21 protein-coding genes and 1 pseudogene are annotated in these 21133 nt (G+C 40.8%); 1 reads left to right on the top strand and 21 read right to left on the bottom strand.

Annotated elements, in window-relative coordinates; genetic code table 11:
• Positions 1-127 precede the first annotated feature (127 nt).
• The 20 genes and pseudogenes from lpdA to eno form a co-directional block, all read right to left on the bottom strand.
• Complete coding sequence (gene lpdA / locus NMM25_RS02275) at positions 128-1831, bottom strand: dihydrolipoyl dehydrogenase (protein WP_254735814.1); 1704 nt, start codon at positions 1829-1831, stop codon at positions 128-130.
• Positions 1832-1876: 45 nt separating this feature from the next.
• Positions 1877-2920: a dihydrolipoamide acetyltransferase gene (locus NMM25_RS02270; RefSeq protein WP_070535306.1), complete on the bottom strand. Its 1044-nt coding sequence runs from the start codon at positions 2918-2920 to the stop codon at positions 1877-1879.
• 332 nt (positions 2921-3252) lie between these two features.
• Entirely contained in the window at positions 3253-4245 is a 993-nt protein-coding gene (locus NMM25_RS02265; protein WP_000448714.1) for an alpha-ketoacid dehydrogenase subunit beta, read from the bottom strand.
• Positions 4246-4261: 16 nt separating this feature from the next.
• Positions 4262-5230, bottom strand: a complete 969-nt coding sequence (locus NMM25_RS02260; protein WP_254735813.1) for a thiamine pyrophosphate-dependent dehydrogenase E1 component subunit alpha — start codon at positions 5228-5230, stop codon at positions 4262-4264.
• A gap of 178 nt (positions 5231-5408) precedes the next feature.
• Complete coding sequence (locus NMM25_RS02255) at positions 5409-6749, bottom strand: MATE family efflux transporter (protein WP_254735812.1); 1341 nt, start codon at positions 6747-6749, stop codon at positions 5409-5411.
• A 41-nt stretch (positions 6750-6790) separates the two neighbouring features.
• Positions 6791-8059 (bottom strand): dihydroorotase, encoded by a 1269-nt coding sequence (locus NMM25_RS02250; RefSeq protein WP_254735811.1) that lies wholly within the window; start codon positions 8057-8059, stop codon positions 6791-6793.
• A gap of 12 nt (positions 8060-8071) precedes the next feature.
• Positions 8072-8536, bottom strand: a complete 465-nt coding sequence (locus tag NMM25_RS02245) for an 8-oxo-dGTP diphosphatase (RefSeq protein WP_001135775.1) — start codon at positions 8534-8536, stop codon at positions 8072-8074.
• A 9-nt stretch (positions 8537-8545) separates the two neighbouring features.
• Complete coding sequence (locus NMM25_RS02240) at positions 8546-9199, bottom strand: uracil-DNA glycosylase (RefSeq protein WP_254735810.1); 654 nt, start codon at positions 9197-9199, stop codon at positions 8546-8548.
• 119 nt (positions 9200-9318) lie between these two features.
• Positions 9319-9636, bottom strand: a complete 318-nt coding sequence (locus NMM25_RS02235) for a hypothetical protein (protein WP_254735809.1) — start codon at positions 9634-9636, stop codon at positions 9319-9321.
• Positions 9636-10328, bottom strand: coding sequence for a YjjG family noncanonical pyrimidine nucleotidase (locus tag NMM25_RS02230; RefSeq protein WP_125414557.1), 693 nt, complete (start codon positions 10326-10328; stop codon positions 9636-9638). The genes NMM25_RS02235 and NMM25_RS02230 overlap by 1 nt, the downstream gene beginning before the upstream one ends.
• A 171-nt stretch (positions 10329-10499) precedes the next feature.
• Positions 10500-11504, bottom strand: a complete 1005-nt coding sequence (locus tag NMM25_RS02225) for a hypothetical protein (RefSeq protein ID WP_254735808.1) — start codon at positions 11502-11504, stop codon at positions 10500-10502.
• A 130-nt stretch (positions 11505-11634) separates the two neighbouring features.
• Positions 11635-11835, bottom strand: a pseudogene (locus NMM25_RS02220) (hypothetical protein); the annotation flags it as partial.
• Positions 11836-12119: 284 nt separating this feature from the next.
• Positions 12120-12662 (bottom strand): ClbS/DfsB family four-helix bundle protein, encoded by a 543-nt coding sequence (locus tag NMM25_RS02215; RefSeq protein ID WP_254735807.1) that lies wholly within the window; start codon positions 12660-12662, stop codon positions 12120-12122.
• A gap of 129 nt (positions 12663-12791) precedes the next feature.
• Positions 12792-13715, bottom strand: a complete 924-nt coding sequence (locus NMM25_RS02210) for a peptidase (RefSeq protein ID WP_254735806.1) — start codon at positions 13713-13715, stop codon at positions 12792-12794.
• Between the two features lie 155 nt (positions 13716-13870).
• A complete protein-coding gene (locus NMM25_RS02205) occupies positions 13871-14281 on the bottom strand; it encodes a hypothetical protein (RefSeq protein WP_254735805.1) in 411 nt (136 codons plus the stop codon).
• Positions 14256-15167 (bottom strand): phosphodiester glycosidase family protein, encoded by a 912-nt coding sequence (locus tag NMM25_RS02200; protein WP_254735804.1) that lies wholly within the window; start codon positions 15165-15167, stop codon positions 14256-14258. The genes NMM25_RS02205 and NMM25_RS02200 overlap by 26 nt, the downstream gene beginning before the upstream one ends.
• Entirely contained in the window at positions 15164-16207 is a 1044-nt protein-coding gene (locus tag NMM25_RS02195) for a bifunctional glycosyltransferase family 2/GtrA family protein (RefSeq protein ID WP_254735803.1), read from the bottom strand. The genes NMM25_RS02200 and NMM25_RS02195 overlap by 4 nt, the downstream gene beginning before the upstream one ends.
• Positions 16208-16399: 192 nt before the next feature.
• Complete coding sequence (locus tag NMM25_RS02190) at positions 16400-17236, bottom strand: AraC family transcriptional regulator (RefSeq protein ID WP_254735802.1); 837 nt, start codon at positions 17234-17236, stop codon at positions 16400-16402.
• A gap of 202 nt (positions 17237-17438) precedes the next feature.
• Positions 17439-17933: a YkgJ family cysteine cluster protein gene (locus NMM25_RS02185; RefSeq protein WP_000031476.1), complete on the bottom strand. Its 495-nt coding sequence runs from the start codon at positions 17931-17933 to the stop codon at positions 17439-17441.
• Between the two features lie 174 nt (positions 17934-18107).
• Entirely contained in the window at positions 18108-19412 is a 1305-nt protein-coding gene (eno, locus tag NMM25_RS02180) for a surface-displayed alpha-enolase (protein ID WP_000022821.1), read from the bottom strand.
• A 162-nt stretch (positions 19413-19574) separates the two neighbouring features.
• Between eno and NMM25_RS02175 the strand changes: the two genes are divergently transcribed.
• Positions 19575-20021, top strand: a complete 447-nt coding sequence (locus NMM25_RS02175) for a DUF1694 domain-containing protein (RefSeq protein ID WP_254735801.1) — start codon at positions 19575-19577, stop codon at positions 20019-20021.
• Here NMM25_RS02175 and NMM25_RS02170 read toward each other — a convergent pair.
• Positions 20018-21133, bottom strand: coding sequence for a glycerate kinase (locus tag NMM25_RS02170; RefSeq protein ID WP_254735800.1), 1116 nt, complete (start codon positions 21131-21133; stop codon positions 20018-20020). The genes NMM25_RS02175 and NMM25_RS02170 overlap by 4 nt on opposite strands.

Genomic DNA, 21133 nt, shown 5'->3' with positions numbered 1-21133 from the left:
AATGTAACGTGTTATCGTTACATTTCTCGGAAAAATTGAGACAAGAGGCTCACTTTTTAGGCATGGAACTCTAATAGAGGTCGCTGCCGTCCGTACTACTTTAAGAAAATTTAGTTGAAAAACTTATTTATTTTTTCTTAGGTGAATGGATAGCCATTCCTAAAACATCCGCAAATGCTTCGTACATCACTTCAGAGTAGGTTGGGTGTCCGTGGATTGTCTTAAGCATTTCTTCAACAGTGATTTCCATTTCGATGATACTTGATGCTTCGTTTATCAATTCAGCAGCTGCAGGACCAATGATGTGCACACCAAGGATTTCTCCGTATTTCTTATCAGCGATGACTTTTACGAAACCTTGAGCTGCATCAGAAGCAATGGCACGACCGTTCGCAGCAAAGTTGAATTTACCGACGGCTACATCGTATTTCTCACGAGCTTGTTCTTCAGTCAAACCTACTGCTGCTACTTCAGGGAGAGTGTAGATGGCTGCAGGAGTCAAGTTCAATTTGGCAACAGCATGATTTCCTTTGAGGGCATTTTCAGCGGCAACTTCACCCATGCGGAAGGCTGCGTGCGCCAACATTTTAGTACCGTTGATGTCACCTGGTGCGTAGATACCTGGAACAGAAGTTTCCATGTATTCATTGACCTTGATGCGTCCACGATCCAATTCAAACTCAACATCGCCAATTCCTTCAAGGTCTGGCACACGACCGATTGAAAGGAGTGCTTTGCTTGCGATGATATCGTCTTTTCCTTCAACCTTGATACGAAGTTGACCATTTTCTTCGATGATTTCTTGCAATTTTGTACCTGTCAAGATGGTCATACCCTTACGCTCAAGAATCAAGCGAAGATTCTTAGAAACTTCCGCATCCATAGCTGGAACGATACGGTCCATCATTTCGATAACAGTTACTTTTGAACCAAATGTCATGAAGGCTTGACCGAGTTCGATACCGACAACGCCACCACCGATGATAACGAGGTTTTCTGGGACTTCGTTCATTTCAAGAATGTCATCACTGGTCATTACAAGTGATGATTCCATACCAGGAACGTTAATCTTGCTGACTTTAGAACCACCGGCAAGGATAATTTTCTTGGTTTCAAGCAATTCTGAACCATTAACCAAGACATTCTTATCTTTAGTGGTGGTACCAATTCCCTTATGAACAGTAACTCCGTAGCTACGAAGAAGACCTGCAACACCACCTACCAAGGTATTGACAACTTTAGATTTAGTTTCTAAAAGTTTATCCATATCTACAGTGAAGTTTGGATTTTCAATGACAATACCACGATTTGCTGCATGACCGATGTTTTCGATGATTTCAGCGTTGTGAAGGTAGGTCTTAGTTGGGATACAGCCACGGTTCAAGCAAGTTCCACCAAGTTCAGATTTCTCAACAAGGGCAACCGTACCACCAAGTTGGGCAGCTTTAATGGCTGCTACATAACCAGCAGGACCCCCACCAATCACAACGATATCAAAGGCATCATCGCTCTTGCCGTCTTCGTTTGAGGCACTAACTGCAGGCGCCGGGCTAGCTTCTGGCGTAGCTGCTCCAGCTGTTGGGATGTTTTCCCCTTCTTCACCAAGGTAACCGATAACTTCCGTTACAGGGACTGTTTCACCATCTCCTTTGAGGATGGCAATCAAGTATCCATCTTCTTCGGCTTCCAATTCCATGCTGACTTTGTCAGTCATGATTTCCAAAAGGATTTCTCCTTCTTTTACAAATTCTCCGACTTTCTTATTCCATTGGACGATTTGTCCTTCTGTCATATCCACGCCGGCTTTTGGCATAATTACTTCTAAGGCCATGTCTTACTTCCTTTATCTATATCTCTAAAAATAAATACTGTATTTTTAAACCAACATTGAGATTGGGTTCTCAATTAAGGCTTTCAAGTCTTTCATAAACTTAGCACCAGCCATACCATCTACGACACGGTGGTCAATGGTTAATCCTAGGCTCATGATAGGACGAATAACAATCTCACCATTGACAACTACAGGTTTCTCTACTGTTGAGCTCACCCCGAGAATTGCTGAGTTGGGTTGGTTAATAATCGGACCAAAGGACTGAACACCAAACATTCCCAAGTTACTGATTGTGAAGGTTGAATTTTGCAGTTCACTTGGAGCCAATTTACCATCCAAGGTACGACCAATGACATCCTTAAAGGCTACAACCAACTCTGACAAGCTCATTTTTTCAGCATTATAGACAACTGGTGTCATTAGACCATTATCCATACCAACCGCCATAGCAAGGTTGACATAGTTGTGAGTGATAATGGTCTTGCCATCTTCTGTCAATGAAGCATTGATGTAAGGGTGTTTCATAAGGGTCTTTACAACAGCGAGAGAAAGAAGGTCGGTTACAGTAGTCTTCTTCCCAGTTGCTTCCATGATTGGATCAAGAACCTTCTTACGAAGAGCCAACATTTCTGACATATCAACATCATAGTTGAGTGTGAAAGTTGGCGCGGTTAGGTAGGATTCAACCATACGCTGGGCGATAACCTTACGCATTGGTGTCATTGGAATACGCTCAATCTCACCATAAGGAGTGATAGTATCTGGAACCTCTTCCACTTTTTCGATTTGAGCAGGAGACTTGATGGTGTCGTTTTCAATATTTTCAGGAAGCAAGGCCAAAACGTCCTTCTTCATGATTTTACCGCGATGACCTGTTCCTTGGATTTCCTGCCAAGCAATGTTATGTTCGAGGGCAATTCGTTTTGCAAGTGGCGAAATGCGAACCACATTTGTGTCTTTATAAGTTTCCACGTCTTCTTTGTGGACACGACCGTTTGCACCTGAGCCAGAAACGTCGTAGAGGTTGATCCCTAGATCATCCGCTAACTTTCTAGCCGCAGGAGTCGCTCTTAGCTTGTCATCAGCCATGACCTCTCCAATTCTATTTATGATACAAAGGGCGTAAAAAGCGACTGAAAAATAGGAAATCGACGCAGACTTCGATGAAGTCAAGGAGATTTATCTTTTTTCCGAGCTTTTAGCCCGTGTTCAACTCTACAAGTAACTTGGACACGGAACGTATCTCAAGTTACTACGGTTGCCGCTATCTGGCGGCCAACCTAGTAGACTTACTAAGTTTTTTGTCGAATATTATCGATTCGTCAAAAAATTGTCGCAACTTTACACACAACTTGGATACAAAATATAACTCAAGTTAGTAAGTCAGAAATTCTTATAATTTACATAACTTATATTATGTATTATTCTTTATTATAAGTTTTTCGGATTGCATCTTTGATGCTTTCAACCGTTGGTATCATTGCATTTTCTAGGTTTTGTGCATAAGGCATTGGCACATCTTCTCCTGCACAGCGGCGGATTGGTGCGTCTAGATAATCAAATGCTTCTGATTCCGAAATAATAGCTGAAATCTCTCCAATATAACCACTTGTTTTGTGGGCGTCGTTAACCAGAACGACCTTACCAGTCTTCTTCACTGAGTTAATGATGATATCCTTATCAAGTGGAACAAGGGTACGTGGGTCCACAATTTCAACTGAAATTCCTTCTTCAGCTAATTCTTCAGCAGCTTGAACCACACGGCGAAGCATTTTACCGTAAGTAACAACTGTTACATCTGTACCTTCACGTTTGATTTCCCCAACTCCTAGTGGGATTGTGTAGTCTGGATCAACTGGCACTTCCCCTTTTTGGTTAAATTCTGACTTGTACTCAAGAATGATAACAGGGTTGTTATCACGAATAGAAGACTTGAGGAGTCCTTTCATGTCCGCAGGTGTACCTGGTGCTACAACTTTCAGTCCAGGAATGTGAGTAAACCAAGACTCTAGTGATTGCGAGTGTTGGGCTGCAGAACCAACTCCGTTACCTGCTGCACAACGGACAGTCATTGGAACCTGACCTTTCCCACCAAACATGTAACGCGTTTTAGCGGCCTGGTTGACGATATTGTCCATGGCAATAACTGAAAAGTCCATGAAGGTCATATCGACGATTGGACGAAGACCTGTCATTGCTGCTCCTGCTGCTGCTCCAGAGATGGCAGCTTCAGAAATCGGACAGTCACGGACACGTTCTGGACCAAATTCTTCAAGCATTCCAACAGAAGTTCCGAAGTCTCCTCCAAAGACACCGACGTCTTCTCCCATCAAGAATACATTTTCATCGCGACGCATTTCCTCAGACATAGCAAGGATAATGGTGTCACGGAACGACATTGTTTTTGTTTCCATTTTTAACTCTTTCTCCTTAGTCTGCGTAAATATCTTCAAATGCTGATTCAAGTGGTGGGAATGGACTTTCTTCTGCAAATTTAACAGAAGCTTCTACTGCTTCCTTAACTTGCGCTTGAATTTCTTCCAATTCTTCGGCATTTGCAATATTATTTTCAACGAGGTACTTGCGAAGGTTTTCGATTGGGTCTTTTTGTTTCCACAATTCCACTTCTTCACGGGTACGATATTTACCAGGGTCAGATGATGAGTGACCAAGCCAGCGATAGGTTACACTTTCGATCAAGACTGGGCCATTACCAGCACGAACATGATCAACAGCCTTCTTAAATCCTTCATAGACATCGATGACATTGTTTCCATCTTCGATAAACATTCCAGGAATTCCATATGCCGCACTACGTTGATGGATGTGTTCTACATTGGTCATTTTCTTGATATCTGCAGAGATTCCATAACCGTTGTTAATGCAGTAGAAAATAACAGGAAGTTTCCAAATAGAAGCCATGTTCACTGCTTCGTGGAAAACACCTTCGTTGGTCGCACCATCTCCAAAGAAGCAGACAACGATTTTTCCAGTATGTTGCATTTGCTGACTGAGGGCTGCGCCAACAGCTATTCCCATACCACCACCAACGATACCATTGGCACCAAGGTTACCAGCATCAAGGTCGGCGATATGCATAGAACCACCTTTTCCTTTACAGGTTCCAGTGTATTTCCCGAGGATTTCAGCCATCATTCCGTTGAGATCAATCCCTTTGGCAATAGCCTGTCCATGTCCACGGTGATTTGAGGTAATCAGATCATCTGGATTGAGAGCCAGCATCGCTCCGACGTTAGCAGCTTCCTCTCCGACAGAAAAGTGTGTCATACCGGGAACTTTTCCCTTTTTCACTAACTGAGCGATTTTTAAGTCCATGCGACGGATTTCTTCCATCTTACGGAACATCTCTAGCAAAAGATTTTTATCTAAAGTTGACATAATCTTGCCTTTCTAACTTTGTACTTACCTTACTATTTTACCTTTTTTAGTATACGCTGTCAAAGTATATGGCTAATAAAATTTCACAATATAAAAAAATAAATCCCTGTTAAAACAGGGATTCTCTCTAGTTAGAGCATTTTTTCACAAAGTTGTTTTTCAGGATAATTTCTTAAAATTAGCTCAATCTTTTCATTACGGTTTTCAAACGCCATTGATACAAACAACCAGAAACAATCAAGCTGGCAATTAACCCAATCCAGTAAGCAAATGCCCCTAAGTCAGTTACCTGATCTAGTAGGTATCCTAGAGGTATCGCTACTCCCCAATATCCGATTAAGCCAAGATAGAAAGGAACGATAGTGTCCTTATAGCCTCTTAAAATTCCTTGGAGCGGAGCCGCAAAGGTATCAGCTAACTGGAAAAAGAGACTGTAGGTTAGAAATACAGCAGTTGTTTCAATAAACTGAGGGTCATTTCCATATAGACTTGCTACACGATCTCTAAAAATATAGAGAAAAGACAGGGTAAGACCTGCAAAAATAAGGGCGGTTACTCTCCCCAGACGAGCATATGTTTTTGCATCCTCAAAACGTTTAGCCCCAACCTCATAAGACACAACAATCGCCATAGCAGAGGAAATACTCATGGGAAAAGCGTACATAAGACTCGAAAAGTTCATAGCTGACTGGTGGCTAGCGATGATGAGCGATGAAAACTTAGCCATGATTAGTCCCACCACGGAGAAAATAGCGACTTCAGCAAATACGGTTCCTCCGATTGGTAGACCTAATCGAACACCTTCCTTGATTTTATCTATATTTAGTGGAATACGTTTTTCAAGATGTAACGTTTTTAATCTTTTTTGTTTGAACAAAACAAGCAGGGAAATGCCCAATAAAACCCAATAGGCTAGCGAAGTTCCTAGCCCTGCTCCTGCACCACCAAGCTCAGGAAAACCAAGGGCTCCATATATCAAGAGATAGTTAAAACCACTATTGAGCGGAAGTAATAGGAGCATGAGATACATCGAAAGCTTGGTCAAACCAAGAGAATCTAACAATGACCGAATGACACTGAACAACAACAAGGGAATAATCCCGATAGAAAGGTACCAAAGATAGGAAACTGCAACTGCCGCCACTTGAGTTTCTAGTCCGATATGGTTTAAGACAGGCGGCGCTAAGAATACTACCATGCCAAGCAAGACCAAAGACAGTCCGAAAACTAAATAGATAAATTGGTAAAAATCAGATGCCACTTCTTCCTTTTTGCCCCGTCCCAGATGATGGCCTATGATGGGAACCATGGCCGAAACAATCCCTGTTAAAAAAGTAAAGAAAGGATTCCATAGACTCGTTGCCATAGACACACCAGCCAAGTCCATGGTATTGTACTGCCCAGTCATGGTTGTATCAACAAAAGAGGCAGAATAATTGGCAAATTGATAAATCAGGATAGGGAAAAATATCTTAAGAAATAAGACAAACTTATCTTTAAATTGATGGGTTGGGTACATAAGTCCTCTCTATTCTTATAGTTTATAGAGCAGAGTCCCATCTAGTTTTGATAGACGATTTGTCCCTTACAGATAGTATATTTGACCTGCCCTTTTAAAGTTTCCCCGATAAATGGAGAATTGGCTGATTTTGAAGCGAAGTTTGGACCAACAGTCCGATCAGCCTTGTCATCAAAGATAGTGATATCCGCTGGACCATTTTCAGCTAAGTTGCCTGCTTCAAAGTTGTAAAGTTTGGCTGGATTGACAGTCATTTTTTCAAGCAATTCCATCAAGCTTAGCTCACCAGCTTCCACCAAATAAGTCAAACCAAGAGAAAGAGAGGTTTCCAAGCCAGTCATACCAGATGGCGCTTTGGTGATATCTTCTACATTTTTCTCATCTGCATGGTGAGGCGCGTGGTCTGTCGCAATCACAGTGATGACGCCTGACTTGAGGCCCTCGATAACGGCACGGCGGTCTGACTCCAAACGAAGCGGAGGGTTCATTTTGGCATTGCTACCTTGAGTTAAAAGAAGAGTTTCTGTCTTAGAAAAATGTTGTGGTGCCACTTCTGCTGTGACTTGGGCCCCCAAACCTTGAGCAAACTCTACTACTTTGACACTTTCCTCCTTAGACAAATGCTGAATATGAACATGTGCTTTAGTGGCGTACGCAATCATGACATCACGCGCAATCATAGCGTATTCTGCTACCCCTGTCGCACCACAGATCTTGAAGTGGTCTTTAGCGATGTTTTCATTAAAGCCAAGAATACCGTTCAAGCCGGGATCTTCCTCGTGTAGACAAACAAAGGTGCCAAGTTTTTTAGCAGTTTCCAAGGCTTCTTTGAGAACCTTGCTGCTTTCGAGTGGAATACCGTCATCTGAGAAACCAACGGCACCTGCTTCTAAAAGCGCCTTAAAGTCAGTCAAGTCTTTACCATTAAAGTTCTTGGTAATAGTTGCAACCGTTTTGACGTTAATCTTTTCCTTGGCAGCAGACTGGAGAACTTCTTGCAAAGTATCCACGGTTGAGATGGTTGGATTGGTATTAGCCATCATGACAACCGTTGTAAAACCACCTGCAGCAGCTGCTAGGGCACCCGTATGGATATCTTCCTTGTGGGTTTGACCAGGTTCACGGAAATGGACATGAATATCCACTAGTCCAGGTGCAACCACAAGACCTGTAGCATCAAGCATCCCTGCTCCTTCTTTCTTGATTTCAGACGCAATTTTGACAATTTTCCCATCTTGGATCAAAACATCACACACTTGATCCAAACCAGACTTGGGATCCATTACACGACCATTTTTGATTAATAACATCTGCTTTCTCCTTTATTCATAGAAATCAACTTGAGTATCCAACAATTTATCCCCATCATAAACAAACTTAGCTGAAAAGAAGGGTTTGTCCTCTAAAAGCCACTCAACAAAGGTGTGGTCACCCTCCCAAGTTGGCTTGCTCAAAACTTCATCATAGGGAACCCATTCTAGCGTCCCCTCATTGCAGTCAATCAACTCACCTTCAAACTCTGTCACCTTAAAAACATAGGTGTACCAGTCTAAATCTGGCGTGAATTCTGGAAAAGTGATGACTCCTTTTAGAACTGGCTTGGCTTTGAGGCCGGTCTCTTCGAGGATTTCACGCGCTGCGCACTCCTGAGGAGTCTCACCTCGTTCTAGCTTACCACCCACACCAATCCATTTGCCTTCATGGACATCATTGGGCTTTTTATTGCGATGCAGCATGAGCAGTTCTTTTCCGTTATCAATGTAGCAAATCGTCGCTAACTGAGGCATAATTTCTCCTTATCTAAGCCAATCGATTGGCACTTGTCCTGTCTCTTTTAAAAATGCATTAGCCTTGGAAAAAGGCTTGGAACCCCAAAATCCTCTGAAAACAGATAAAGGACTGGGATGGGCTGATTCGATAATCAAGTGGTGTGGATTGGTAACCAAGGCCTTCTTCTTGCGTGCATAAGCGCCCCAGAGTACAAAGACTACAGGTCTATCTAGATGATTGACAACCCGAATCACAGCATCTGTAAAAGGCTCCCATATCTGCCCAGCATGACCATTGGCATGCCCAGCAGGAACGGTCAAACAAGCATTGAGAAGTAAGACTCCTTGTTCAGCCCAAGCAGTTAAATCATGGGATTTCTTAACGCCGATGTCATCTGACAATTCTTTCAAGATATTTTGCAAGGATGGCGGAGCTGGGATAGAGTCAGGAACAGAAAAACTCAAGCCCTGAGCCTGACCTGGCCCGTGATAGGGGTCTTGCCCTAGAATCACCACCTTAACTTCTTCAAGCGGTGTAGTCAATAGAGCCTGAAAAACCTTTTCCTTAGGTGGATAAACAATTCCCTGAGCATAGATCTGGTTCATAAATTTATTGATTTTCCCAAAATAACCCTCAGGTAATTGCTCCTTAATCAAAGTATGCCAAGATGAGTGTTGCATCGCCAACTCCTTCGTTTTTACTGCTTCTATTATAGCAAAAAGTGGCTATCTAAACCACTTTTTACAGTTCTTATATATACTGTTATTGACCCTATTATTTGACATGAGTATTCACAGTATCAACCAGCCATTAAAAACTTTTCGATTGTATCAATAGCATAGGAAAGTTGTTTATTTACAGACATCATCCGTTCACGATTAGCGTCCATATAGTAGAGTTCAGATAAACCACCCCTAGGGAGAAAGAGTGAATAGTGGATATTCATCTTCTCTCGAGTACTTAGCTCTATATGATTGCTTATGATATACTTTAACTCTTTTAACGAATTTACTTGGGCAACCACACCTTTTAACTGATACTGTTCGATGATATTTAGTACGTTGTCAATCTCTTCAATGATTTTAGTTTCCACATCAACACCTCTTAGGAACAGCACTAGATAGTATCCAAACAATCCAGTAAGTCTTGGTAAGAATGAACTTCATAAGTCGGCTGGGCTTGTGTGTGATTTTCCAGATGATGGGGATTGTACCATATAGTGTCAATTCCAGAATTATTGCCACCTTGAATATCAGATGTTAGGGAATCTCCAATCATCAGGGCCTTTTCTTTATCAAATCCTGCAATCTGCTGACCGATTTTTTCATAGAATAGTGCATCAGGCTTTTGCGTTTGCAATTGCTCGGAGATAAAGACTTGGTTGAAATAGGGAGCCAGACCAGATTGAGCCAAACGTCCCGTCTGAATGGCAGTAATGCCATTTGTCGCAGCATACAAGTCATAATCACGTTCGATGAGGCTGTCCAAGAGTTCATGAGCACCCGAAAGAGTTTGTCCCTGTTGGGCTAAGTAAAATTGATAACGCTGGGCAAGTAACCTACCGTCTTTTTCCTGTCCAAAATGGGCAAATAGACGAGAAAAGCGCGTGTTAACCAGTTCTTGTTTACTGATTTTCTTTTGCTCCAAGTCCTTCCAGAGAGCCTTGTTCATAGGAACATAATAGTCTTTATAGGTTTGAATGTTCGCAACTCCTTCTTCCTTTAGAAGTTGCGTCAAAGCCACATCCTCAGCAGCATCAAAATCAAGAAGAGTATGGTCAAGATCGAAGAGTAGAAATTTGTAGGACATTGAGTTTCCTTTCTAAAGAGCAAGTTAAAATTTTATGTGATTCCAAATTCAAATAATTGATGCTAGTATCCCCTCCATATAATACGACAAGAATATATAACTTTTCGCTACTATGGACAACCTATCGGCATACTTTATTGAAATCAATTGTTGTCGTATTGTTCTCTTTTGCTACTCAGTGCTTGATGAAATGCCCCATAAATCTTTAAAGAATTTTTCGACAGTATCTGTTCGAACATTTGTCAATGATTCTTTAAAGAATGGTTTCACATTACCATTTGAGAGATATTTCGATGAACCTGATTTCTTTGATAAAACTTTTATGTTTTCCTTATTCATTATTTGAATTGCTTCAAAATATTTGTTTAAGAAGTGACTTCGAAAGTCCTGGTTATTCTTTCTTAAAAACAAGAATAATTTTTCTGAATGTTTTTCTGAATGTTTTATTGTATAAGTTAACAAGCATACCATCCAAATTTGACTAAGTAATATTTCCTTTAATTGAAAATATCGTTTAAGCGACTTAGAGATTGAGTAGCCCTTCTGCCAAACAGTTTCTCCCTCGGATGCATAAGGAAAAAATTCCCAAAGAGCTACAGGCGTTACTTCATCCTCGTTACTAATCATTTTTGAATGAATATCTTTGAGAGCTTGATGTTCTTTATGTTCCTTCATTTTAGCGTAGAAAATACTACTATCGCCATAATAGTAATCATTTTCAAGGATTGGACGATTTGTATTAAAGGGTTCTTTATATACGGTATCTTTTAATCCATACGAATCATGTTCGGAAGACATTTTAGGATTGATTCCCAATAGAATAACTCGTGGATTAATAAAATTGCCATCAAAAGCATGCTCAAAATCTTTAAATCTTGCTTGTATTACCTCTTTAGCATCTTCTTGTTGACTATTCTCAATATTATCAATCAACAAGGGAGCAAGGATATCACAATCCGTACCAGCCAAGCTAATGAATTCATACTTACCATCAGAGTAACCAGAATTTTTCCATGGATTTGATTTCTCAATCCGTTCTCTTAGATTATCGGTATCAAATATATCACCTTGCACTAAGTTATGGAAAATTGCTAAATACTCATCATAGTGGGTAGCAGTTTTTTCGTAGTCATCATCCGATATATGAAATAAACCTCCATATTTTTCTTTCAACATAATACCAATCTCCATTTCTCTTTTATATTATCAGACCTGCCAAATATGTTTTAACTTTATCACCCATAGAAATCAGCTGGAAGATATCTTAGCTGGAATCAGTCCAACCTATCGACTTCCCACACATCAAATATATCGTTCCTTGAAGCAATATAAATGTCAGTAAAGACAAAGGATAAAGAATAGAGATCAAACCATTCCAATCACTAAGCCGATTTTTCAAAAGGAAAAAACAAAACCAAAAGGATAGGACGGCTGTGAACTCCCCCAAACAGAGGGACACTAACTCTTTTCTAACTTTCACTTTTTGTATGATCATTATCTCCCCTATTTATCTATCATCCTATATCAGAAAAAAAGCATTCTAAGGATTTTCTAGTCAACATTTCTCAGAATGAAGGCATTCTAAGAATCGAACAGTCTGATTGTTTTAATATCATTGTAATTCTAAACTTAGAATTACTATAAAATAAATGTTTAAGGGCTATTCTAAGTCTATGACAGCTTTAAATTTTAATTTTTGAAGGATTCTAAAGCTAGAATAAATCAAAAATCACGAGAATGAAGCTATTCGTAGCTTAGAAGAACCTTTTCTAAACCTCATGAGCACTTCAATTAACGTTTCTTACAATTTTTCTGATGAGCTTTGAGTTTTTTCAGAGCCCAGTCATAGTGACTGGAGGTGGCACTCACAAAGTAGGAGCCTAGACTTGTCCCACCCGTCCATTTATAGATACCTTTGGTAAAGAGTTGGTCATTGCTGAAGCCTTCCATCAACTCTAAAACCTCTTTATGCGATTGATTGAGGAGTTTGGTGGCTTCTTCTAAGGACGTTCTCTGGTGCTTCTTCCAAAAAGCGACATTCATTTCCCCATAAGTTTTCCAATTATAAGGCTCAGGGAGAAAAGGTCTCTCATGACCTGTTTGATTAGAATCTACCCAGGTCAAAAGTAACTGATGCCATTCATAGAGATGGATCAGGACATCCCGTTGATTTTTATCTCTTTTCCAGTGAGCTTCTTTTTTCTTTTGGTCTTTTGAAAAATCAAATGGAATCTTCAACTCTTCCTGACTCAACTGAGAAATGAGGAGATTGAGCTTCTCATAATTTTCCTTAGAGGCTAGCACTAATTCCTCTTTTGTTTTTGGTCTAGGCATAGGCGGTCTCCCTTCATTTTCAAGTAGAATAAGCTATTTCCTCACTTCATTATACCATAATCAAAAAGCAGTTCTTCATTTTACGAAAAACTGCTTTTACTGGCCATTTTATTAAAGTTAGGAGCGTCCCTAAACTTGTTTATTTACATATAAATCTTTAAAGCGACCATCCACTTCTGCTATTTGATAGAGCAAGCGGGCTAGTCCTTGATAATCTTCTTTTAAACATGAAAGATGGGCTTGGCCAAATAAAGCAGCTAATTTCTCTTTTAATCTTGCTCCTTCGGAATCATGATCTTTTAAGAATTTACTGAGATAGAGATTTCGAACAGCAGCAAGTTTAAAGCTGAAGTACTGATGCAATTGTTTTTGCTCGGTATTTAAGCCGTTTTCAGCAACTGCTTTTGCATAACATTCCAAAACACCACTTTGACCATTCAGATATCGGTTTTTCATAATCCTTGCTGTTTCCTGATAGATTTCAGTCTGACTAGGACTCTTGACCTTCTTAAAATTTCCCCACATGGAATAAGCTCCACGCTTATAGTCAATAGTCTCTGCCTTCCAGGCTTCTAATATGTCATTAAAAGCAACCTTCATGCAGGCAAAACCAGCTGGATCATGCAAATAGAGGTGCTGATGATCAATGTCATACACGGTTACGAAGTGATCCACACCATAAAGGATTGTATGATTAGGATTGTAAGTCAGATGGCCCATATCAAGAGGTCCCAGTACGACAGGTCCATTAGTCAGAAAGGTTTCCAACTTTCTTTTTATCTCTTCCAAATCTACTTCCGCTCCATCCTTTAGATAGAAGTCCTCATAGTCAAACCCAAGTATTTTTAAGGAATGGGAGATGGAAAGATCTGGCATTCCGTTATCAAAGAATACTAGAGGGTGCTGGTCATCTTCCTTTACGATACTAGCGCCATTTCCCATCACCATGATTGCCTCTAGAAAGTCTGCTTTAAAGTCATAGCCATAGGCATCCAGTGCCATTGCCAATGAATAGCTATAACAAAGTGATACATCTCCAAAATACATCTGCATATTCCTGCCTCCTTATCTTCTATGAGACTAGTATACCGAGAAAACTATTCTCATGCCCCATAATATCCAAACAAAAAATATGGGTATTTGTGATCTATAGTCATGAACTTCAACAAGAAAACTGGCTGTTTTTCTCAACAACCAGTTTTCAATTTTTAAGCTAATTCCTTACTGTGTTTCTTATGAAAGAAAAGCGAGGCGATAGCCAAAATAGCAAAGGCTAGGCCAACATACCAGTAGGGTTGATCTAAGGTCGTTGAACGACCTGATAGATTGACAATTCCTCGAAAGAGCATTCCAGCTGTTAGGATTGCAACTGCCGAGTTCCACGAGTTTAGGCTGATTCGTCCTAAGTTTGGCATGATTTTCAACAATAATGCTAGAACTATGCCCCCTAGTAGAGGAACTGCAAAGAGATAGTGCATATGAAGCGACGTCTCCCCAAAACTAAGGGACTCGTAGATACGGCTAAATGCAAAGAAGAAAATAGTGAGAAGGCTATAGCCAACGAGTGTCTTTTTGAGGCGTTTGTTTTTGATTTTAGTAACCGATGTAGACAATATCACTCACCGCCCTTTCTGATATCTTGCTTCCACCTGTAGTCGGCTTATTGATTACCTGACCGTTAAAGTAGAGAGTTGAGGAACCACCACCATCAAGGTTATAGGCCGTCTTCACTCCGTAAGATTTCATCACTTCTGCCATCTGGTAAAGTGATAAGCCCTTGCTTTCAGCGGTACGACCATCCGAAACGACGATGATGTAGTGATTTTCATTGATAATCCCGATGGCTGTACGAGGATTCGATGACATGGCTTGACCGACTTCTGTATTGGTATCAACGGATATTTCTCCATTCTCAACTAGAGACGGACCAAATGCCAGTAGATTGACGACACCGTCCTGAACCAACTGATCGGCTGAAACTTGGTCCTCGTAGATGATTTTAAAGGAGCCGTCCTTGTAAATGGCAAGGTCACCGTTACTAGCGTCTTCACGGACACTGTCCCGATAGACAACTCCATTACGGATAACATAACCAGAGCTATTAGCTCCATAGTAGTCACCGTTGACAGCTAGAATAGCATTGTTTTCAGCAGCCGTTACAGAGGTTTTAGCTGTGACGTTGGTTCCATAGGAGTTTTGAGCTAGGGCTGTTTTTAGATAATCCGATGAACTAAGGGTTATATCTGCCACATAGACTTGCGTTTCATTCACAGTCTTTTCAGTGAGGTTGACACTGATATTTCCATCTGAATAGCTAGTATCCGTCACTTGGGCATTTTTTGCTGCCTGACTTGCTGCTGCGTTGTTAGACGTTGAGCCAGCATTGGATACAGTGGAAATCGTTTCAGCGAGTACAAAGGTCTTCAACATCGAATAGGTAAAGGAGCTTGTCAGGAGCAAGCCCAAGACCGAGGCGTATAGATAGGGTTTCTTTAAAACTTTCATAATGGGCTACAGGTCCTTTCTTTGAAAATAAAGCGAGTTTGAACTGTCCAAGAGAGGATAAAGAGCATGATTCCGACAAGTATCTTCGCAATCAGCAAATTGACTCCAAGACCTGAATTAAAGAGGCGAATCAGGATGGTGTCTAAGATAAAGAGGCCAACAGCTAGTCCAAAATAGCCTGATCCTGTTTTAAAACTGCTCGCCTTGTTCTTGAAGACCAATTTTTTGTTGGTAGAAAAGTTAAAGATGGAGCTAGTCACACGTGCCAAACCATTTGAGAGAAGAACACGCAGACCTGTCGGAATAAAGCTCAAGCATAGAATAGAGAGAGCGTAGACCACATAATCTACGATAAAACTACTAAAAGACGAGAGCGCAAACTTTAAAATATTTTTATAAATCATCAAGCCATCCCGAATAGGTCGGAAGTGAGAAGCCTCATTGTCGTTGATATAGACTGTTTCAATCGGAACATCTAAGATTGGGTAGACTTGACTTGCTTCGAGGAGCATGTTCATCTCGTATTCATACCGTTGTCCTTCTACCTTGAGCATAAAAGGGATCATATCCGTTGAAAAGGCACGTAATCCTGTCTGTGTGTCGGATACAGCGACACCCGTTTGCAGTTTAAACAAGATACGAGTCAAGCTATTTCCAAAGCGACTACGCAAGGGAACCTTGCCAGTAAAGGCACGGACACCAAGGACAAGTGTATTAGGATTTTCATTTGATTTGGTCAAGCTACGAAAGATGTCCCAGATCCTGTGCTGTCCATCTGCGTCTGCTGTAACCACAGTCCCTGGCTTATTGAGAGACTGAATGTGCTCAAAAGCTGTTTTCAGAGCTTGACCTTTTCCTTGATTGACCTGGTGGTGAAGCACCGTCGCAAAATCCTCTGCTTGAGCAAAAATGTCTTGGCATTCTGCTGAACTTCCATCATCAATGACAATGATGTAAAAATTGCTCCTGTTGTGAATCTTTTCAATCAATTTGATGAGATTGTAGTCAGGTTCGTAAGCTGGAATAACTAGATAGTTCATATTTACACCTCTTTCTTTGATGATTGGAAAAGTATACAAGTAAATGCTTAAAAAATTCCTTATACTTAAATTTAAGTAAAATCAAATTTATTGTTTTTCTCAGAAATTACCAATCCCAAACAAAGAAAAACTCTGTAAAAGCTATCTTCTACAGAGTTCGATTTGCATCTTTATAAAATGTCAGAAAATTATCTAGTTCTTAATCACTGGTATCCAGAGTTCCATTTGATAGTCTGGTGACGACATGTCTCCTTCAGTATAGACTTCAAAGTCTGGCGCTCCTGAGTGGCGATAGCCAGTTTCTGGGAAAAAGACCTCCAAGACATATTTCCAAGCATGTTGGATGCTTGCTGGTATAGGGCCTTTGACTGGTACGATTGCATATTCAGCTTCGGAGATTTCTTTGATTGACAGACCCAATTCTTCTGCTTTAGTTTTATCCGTCACATCATAAGCAGCCATATAGTTGATGATTTCGCCTTCTTTGACATCCGAGCAGACGCCAAAGGATTGGCTACTACCTAAACTTTCTAGGCTTTCAAAGCTGTGATGAGCATAGAGATACTCCCAAGCAGACGGGCATTTGCTATTGTCAATAGCTTCCAATAGGACGCCTGCCACGGTAAATGCAGGCTTCTTTTGAATCTTGATATCCATGTTCTTTCCACCTGTGATTTTTAAGGATAATTGAAGCTTAGGAAAGACCCGATAAGGTTTTCCATTTCGAACTTCTGAGGGGGTCGCACCATGGAATTTCTTGAAGGCTGTGCTGAATGCGTCAGCAGACTCATAGCCGTATTTCATTGCTATGTCAATGACTTTCTCAGAGCCTTCCCGCAAGTCTGTCACAGCTTCTGATAGCCTGCGATTGCGCAAGTATTCTGCTAATGTCATATCTGCCAGGATAGAAAATAGCCTGCTAAAGAGAGGGTAAGAATAGCCCGATAGCTGCTGAAATCTTTTCATATCCACTTCTCCAGTCAGTTGTTGCTCCAAATAATCCATGGTTTGATTGAATTGATGCATCATATTCTTCTTTTCTTACCTCCACAAGATACAAAGGTCGTTAAAAGCAAAGTGAAAATAGGAAAATTGACGCTGGAGCTTCTGATCCTAGGAAATTCTATCTTTTTCGCATAGCTTTTAGGCCGTGTTCAATTCTATCTATATTCTAACAAATACAGGATACTTCCACCCTAGAATCTTTGTACAAGATTTAAAGGTGTAAATTCTATAATTTATCTTTTAATTTCTCAACAAAGAGATAGGCTGCTGGGCAGGTCAAGGTATTTTTGATTGTCAGATGATTAATCTGATGAATCTTCTTGCGATCTGTATGTGGGAATTCACGACAGGCCTTGGGACGAACATCATAGATTGAGCAGAGATTGTCTCCTCCTAGAAAGGGGCAAGGCATGGATTTGAAAACTTTATCCCCATCTTCATCCACCTGAAGGAATTCCGCTTCAAAAGCCGGTAATTTCATCTTAAAGTACTTAGCGATACGGGTGATATCTGCTTCTTTAAAGTCGGGCCCCAAAGTCTTGCAACAGTTAGCACAGGCAGTACAATCAATCTCAGCAAAGACTTCTTGGTGAATCTGCTGCGCAATCTTATCTAAGTTTTTAGGAGGTTTTTTCTTTAGATTAGCTAACACTTTGCGGTGCTCCTTCTGCTTTTGCAGTGCTAGTTGGTGGTAATACTCAATATCAATTTCTTTAGACATAATTTCTTTCTAATTCAAGTGTTTTTGTCTATTATACCATAAACTATTTTCTATTTTTTGCCTTTATATACAAAAAGCCCTTCGGATAAAATCCGAGGGGCTTAAAACGTTGTTAAATCAACGGCCGAACTTTTGAATTTCAAGGTTCGGGATAAAATAGTTCACTGAACTATTTTATTTTTTCAAGTTGTAGAATGATTTCAATCCACGGTATTCAGCTACTTCACCAAGTTGGTCTTCGATACGAAGCAATTGGTTGTATTTAGCGATACGGTCTGTACGTGAAAGTGAACCAGTCTTGATTTGTCCTGCGTTTGTTGCAACTGCGATGTCAGCGATTGTTGAATCTTCAGTTTCACCTGAACGGTGTGATACAACAGCAGTGTAACCAGCTTCTTTCGCCATTTCGATAGCGTCGAATGTTTCTGTAAGAGTACCGATTTGGTTAACTTTGATAAGGATTGAGTTAGCAGCTCCTTCTGCAATACCTTTTTCAAGGTAAGAAGTGTTTGTTACGAAGAAGTCGTCACCAACCAATTGCACTTTACCGCCAAGACGTTCAGTAAGAGCTTTCCAACCGTCCCAGTCGTTTTCGTCCATACCATCTTCGATAGTGATGATTGGGTATTTGTTTACCAATTCTTCAAGGTAGTCGATTTGTTCTGCAGCAGTACGTACAGCAGCTCCTTCACCTTCGAATTTAGTGTAGTCGTAAACTTTACGTTCTTTATCGTAGAATTCTGATGAAGCACAGTCAAATCCGATAAATACGTCTTTACCAGGAACATATCCAGCAGCTTCGATTGCAGCAAGGATAGTTTCAACACCGTCTTCAGTTCCTTCGAAACGAGGAGCGAATCCACCTTCGTCACCTACGGCAGTTTCCAAACCACGTGATTTAAGGATTTTCTTAAGAGCGTGGAAGATTTCAGCACCCCAACGAAGAGCTTCTTTGAATGATGGTGCACCAGCAGGTACAATCATGAATTCTTGGAAAGCGATTGGAGCGTCAGAGTGAGAACCACCGTTGATGATGTTCATCATTGGAGTTGGAAGAACTTTAGTGTTGAATCCACCAAGGTAGCTGTAAAGTGGGATTTCAAGGTAGTCAGCAGCAGCACGAGCTACAGCGATAGACACACCAAGAATTGCGTTTGCACCCAATTTACCTTTGTTAGGAGTACCGTCAAGTGCGATCATAGCACGGTCGATAGCTTGTTGGTCACGTACATCGTAGCCGATGATTGCTTCAGCAATGATGTTGTTTACGTTGTCAACAGCTTTTTGTGTACCAAGACCACCGTAACGAGATTTGTCACCGTCGCGAAGTTCAACTGCTTCGTGTTCACCAGTAGAAGCTCCTGATGGAACCATACCACGTCCGAAAGCACCTGATTCAGTATAAACTTCTACTTCAAGTGTTGGGTTACCGCGTGAGTCTAGGACTTCGCGAGCGTAAACATCAGTAATAATTGACATTTTTTACTCTCCTTTGAGTTAAATTTTTTACACCTCTATGATACCTTAAAAATAAGCGTTTTTCAAGAAAAAACGTTATCTTTGTGCAAATTTTCCTTAACTTTATAAAGTAATCGCTTTCTTTTGTCTGTTTTCTTGCGATTTTTGTGATATACTGTTTTTATGACAGATTTATCAAAACAACTACTAGAAAAAGCTCATGGTGGGCCGAAATTAAACCCTGACGAACAACGCCGCTATCTCGGCACTTTTGAGGAAAGAGTTCTTGGCTACGCTGATATTAATACTGCCAATAGTCCTGAATTAGAACATGGATTTTTCTCTATTTTAGAGGGTTTTCAAGAAAAGGTAGAGGAACTTTTTGTGAAAATCTCACCAAATATCGAGTTTGACAAACAGGTCTTTTACTTAAAGCAAGCAAAGGAAAGCAACTGTCAGGCGACTATTGTTTCAGACGACCATATCACTTCTCCTTTTGGTCTTGTCATTCATACAAATGAACCTGTTCAAGTAGACGAAAAGGACCTTAGACATGCTTTCTCAAGCCTCTGGGAGGAGAAAAAGGCAGAGGCTCCTAAAAAATCTATCTGGAAAAAATGGTTTGGTTAATGATTTCTCAAATTTAACAAACGACCAATATTAGTAGCTGTGTGCTCCAAATAGAGACTTGCATTTTTCAGACTATCTTCCAAAGGTTCACTTTTCTCTAGGATAGAGAATACTGCTTGTATATTTTCGAATGGTAGGGGAGGCAAATCGTCAGCAAAACTACCACAAATAGCAATAACAGGGACTCCGTTAGGGGTTCTTTTTGCTACACCAATAGGAGCTTTTCCAACAAAGCTTTGACTGTCCAGTCGACCTTCTCCAACGATAACCAAGTCTGCCCCTGCAACTTTCTTATCAAAATCAATCAAATCTAAACAAGTGTCAATTCCAGATACGATAGTGGCCTCAGCAAAGGCACAGAGCCCAGCCGAAATCCCACCGCCAGCTCCTGCTCCTTTAAGAGAGAGGGTTGATGGTGAAAATTTTTCATAGAACCGCTGTATAGCCAAATCTACTGTCTCAAACAAAGCAGGATCCAAGCCCTTTTGTTTTCCAAATGTATAGGTCGCTCCTTGAAGACCACATAGAGGACTCACGACATCTGCTAAAATGCGGATTTTCACATCTTCAGGTATCCTATACAACTCGCTGTCTGAAACTGACTCGAACTCAAGCAAAGTCTGACCGCAAGCTGGCAATTCTTTTCCATTCTTATCATAAAAACGATAACCTAAACCAGCGGCAATGCCTATCCCACCGTCATTACTAGCCGTACCACCTACACCGATATAGATTTCTTTCATCCCTTGATCAACGAGATGGCGAATCAACTCTCCGATACCTCTGGTTTGGATGTGAAGGGGATTTCGTTTCTCCCGCGGAATCTTCCCAAGACCAACCAAGTCAGCAACTTCAAAGAGCGCTATTTGACCTTTTTGAAAGTAGCGCATGGATTCTTTTGGGCCAAAAGGTCCCGTAACCTCTTGCCATTTTTCTTCGAGTTCAAGAGAATGTCGGATAGCGTCTACAGTTCCTTCCCCACCATCACCTACAGGGCAAAGCAGACATTCTACATCTGCTATCGATTTTTGGAATCCTCTTTTCATAGCTTGAGCTACCTCTTCTGCCGTCAAACTTTCTTTAAAAGAATCGGGTGCAATTACAATTTTCAT

The organism is Streptococcus sp. CF10-1 (genome assembly GCF_024295825.1).
Classification (GTDB): Bacteria; Bacillota; Bacilli; order Lactobacillales; family Streptococcaceae; genus Streptococcus.
Note: the sequence above shows the minus strand (reverse complement) of the source record. Positions and strands in the feature narration are given on the sequence as shown.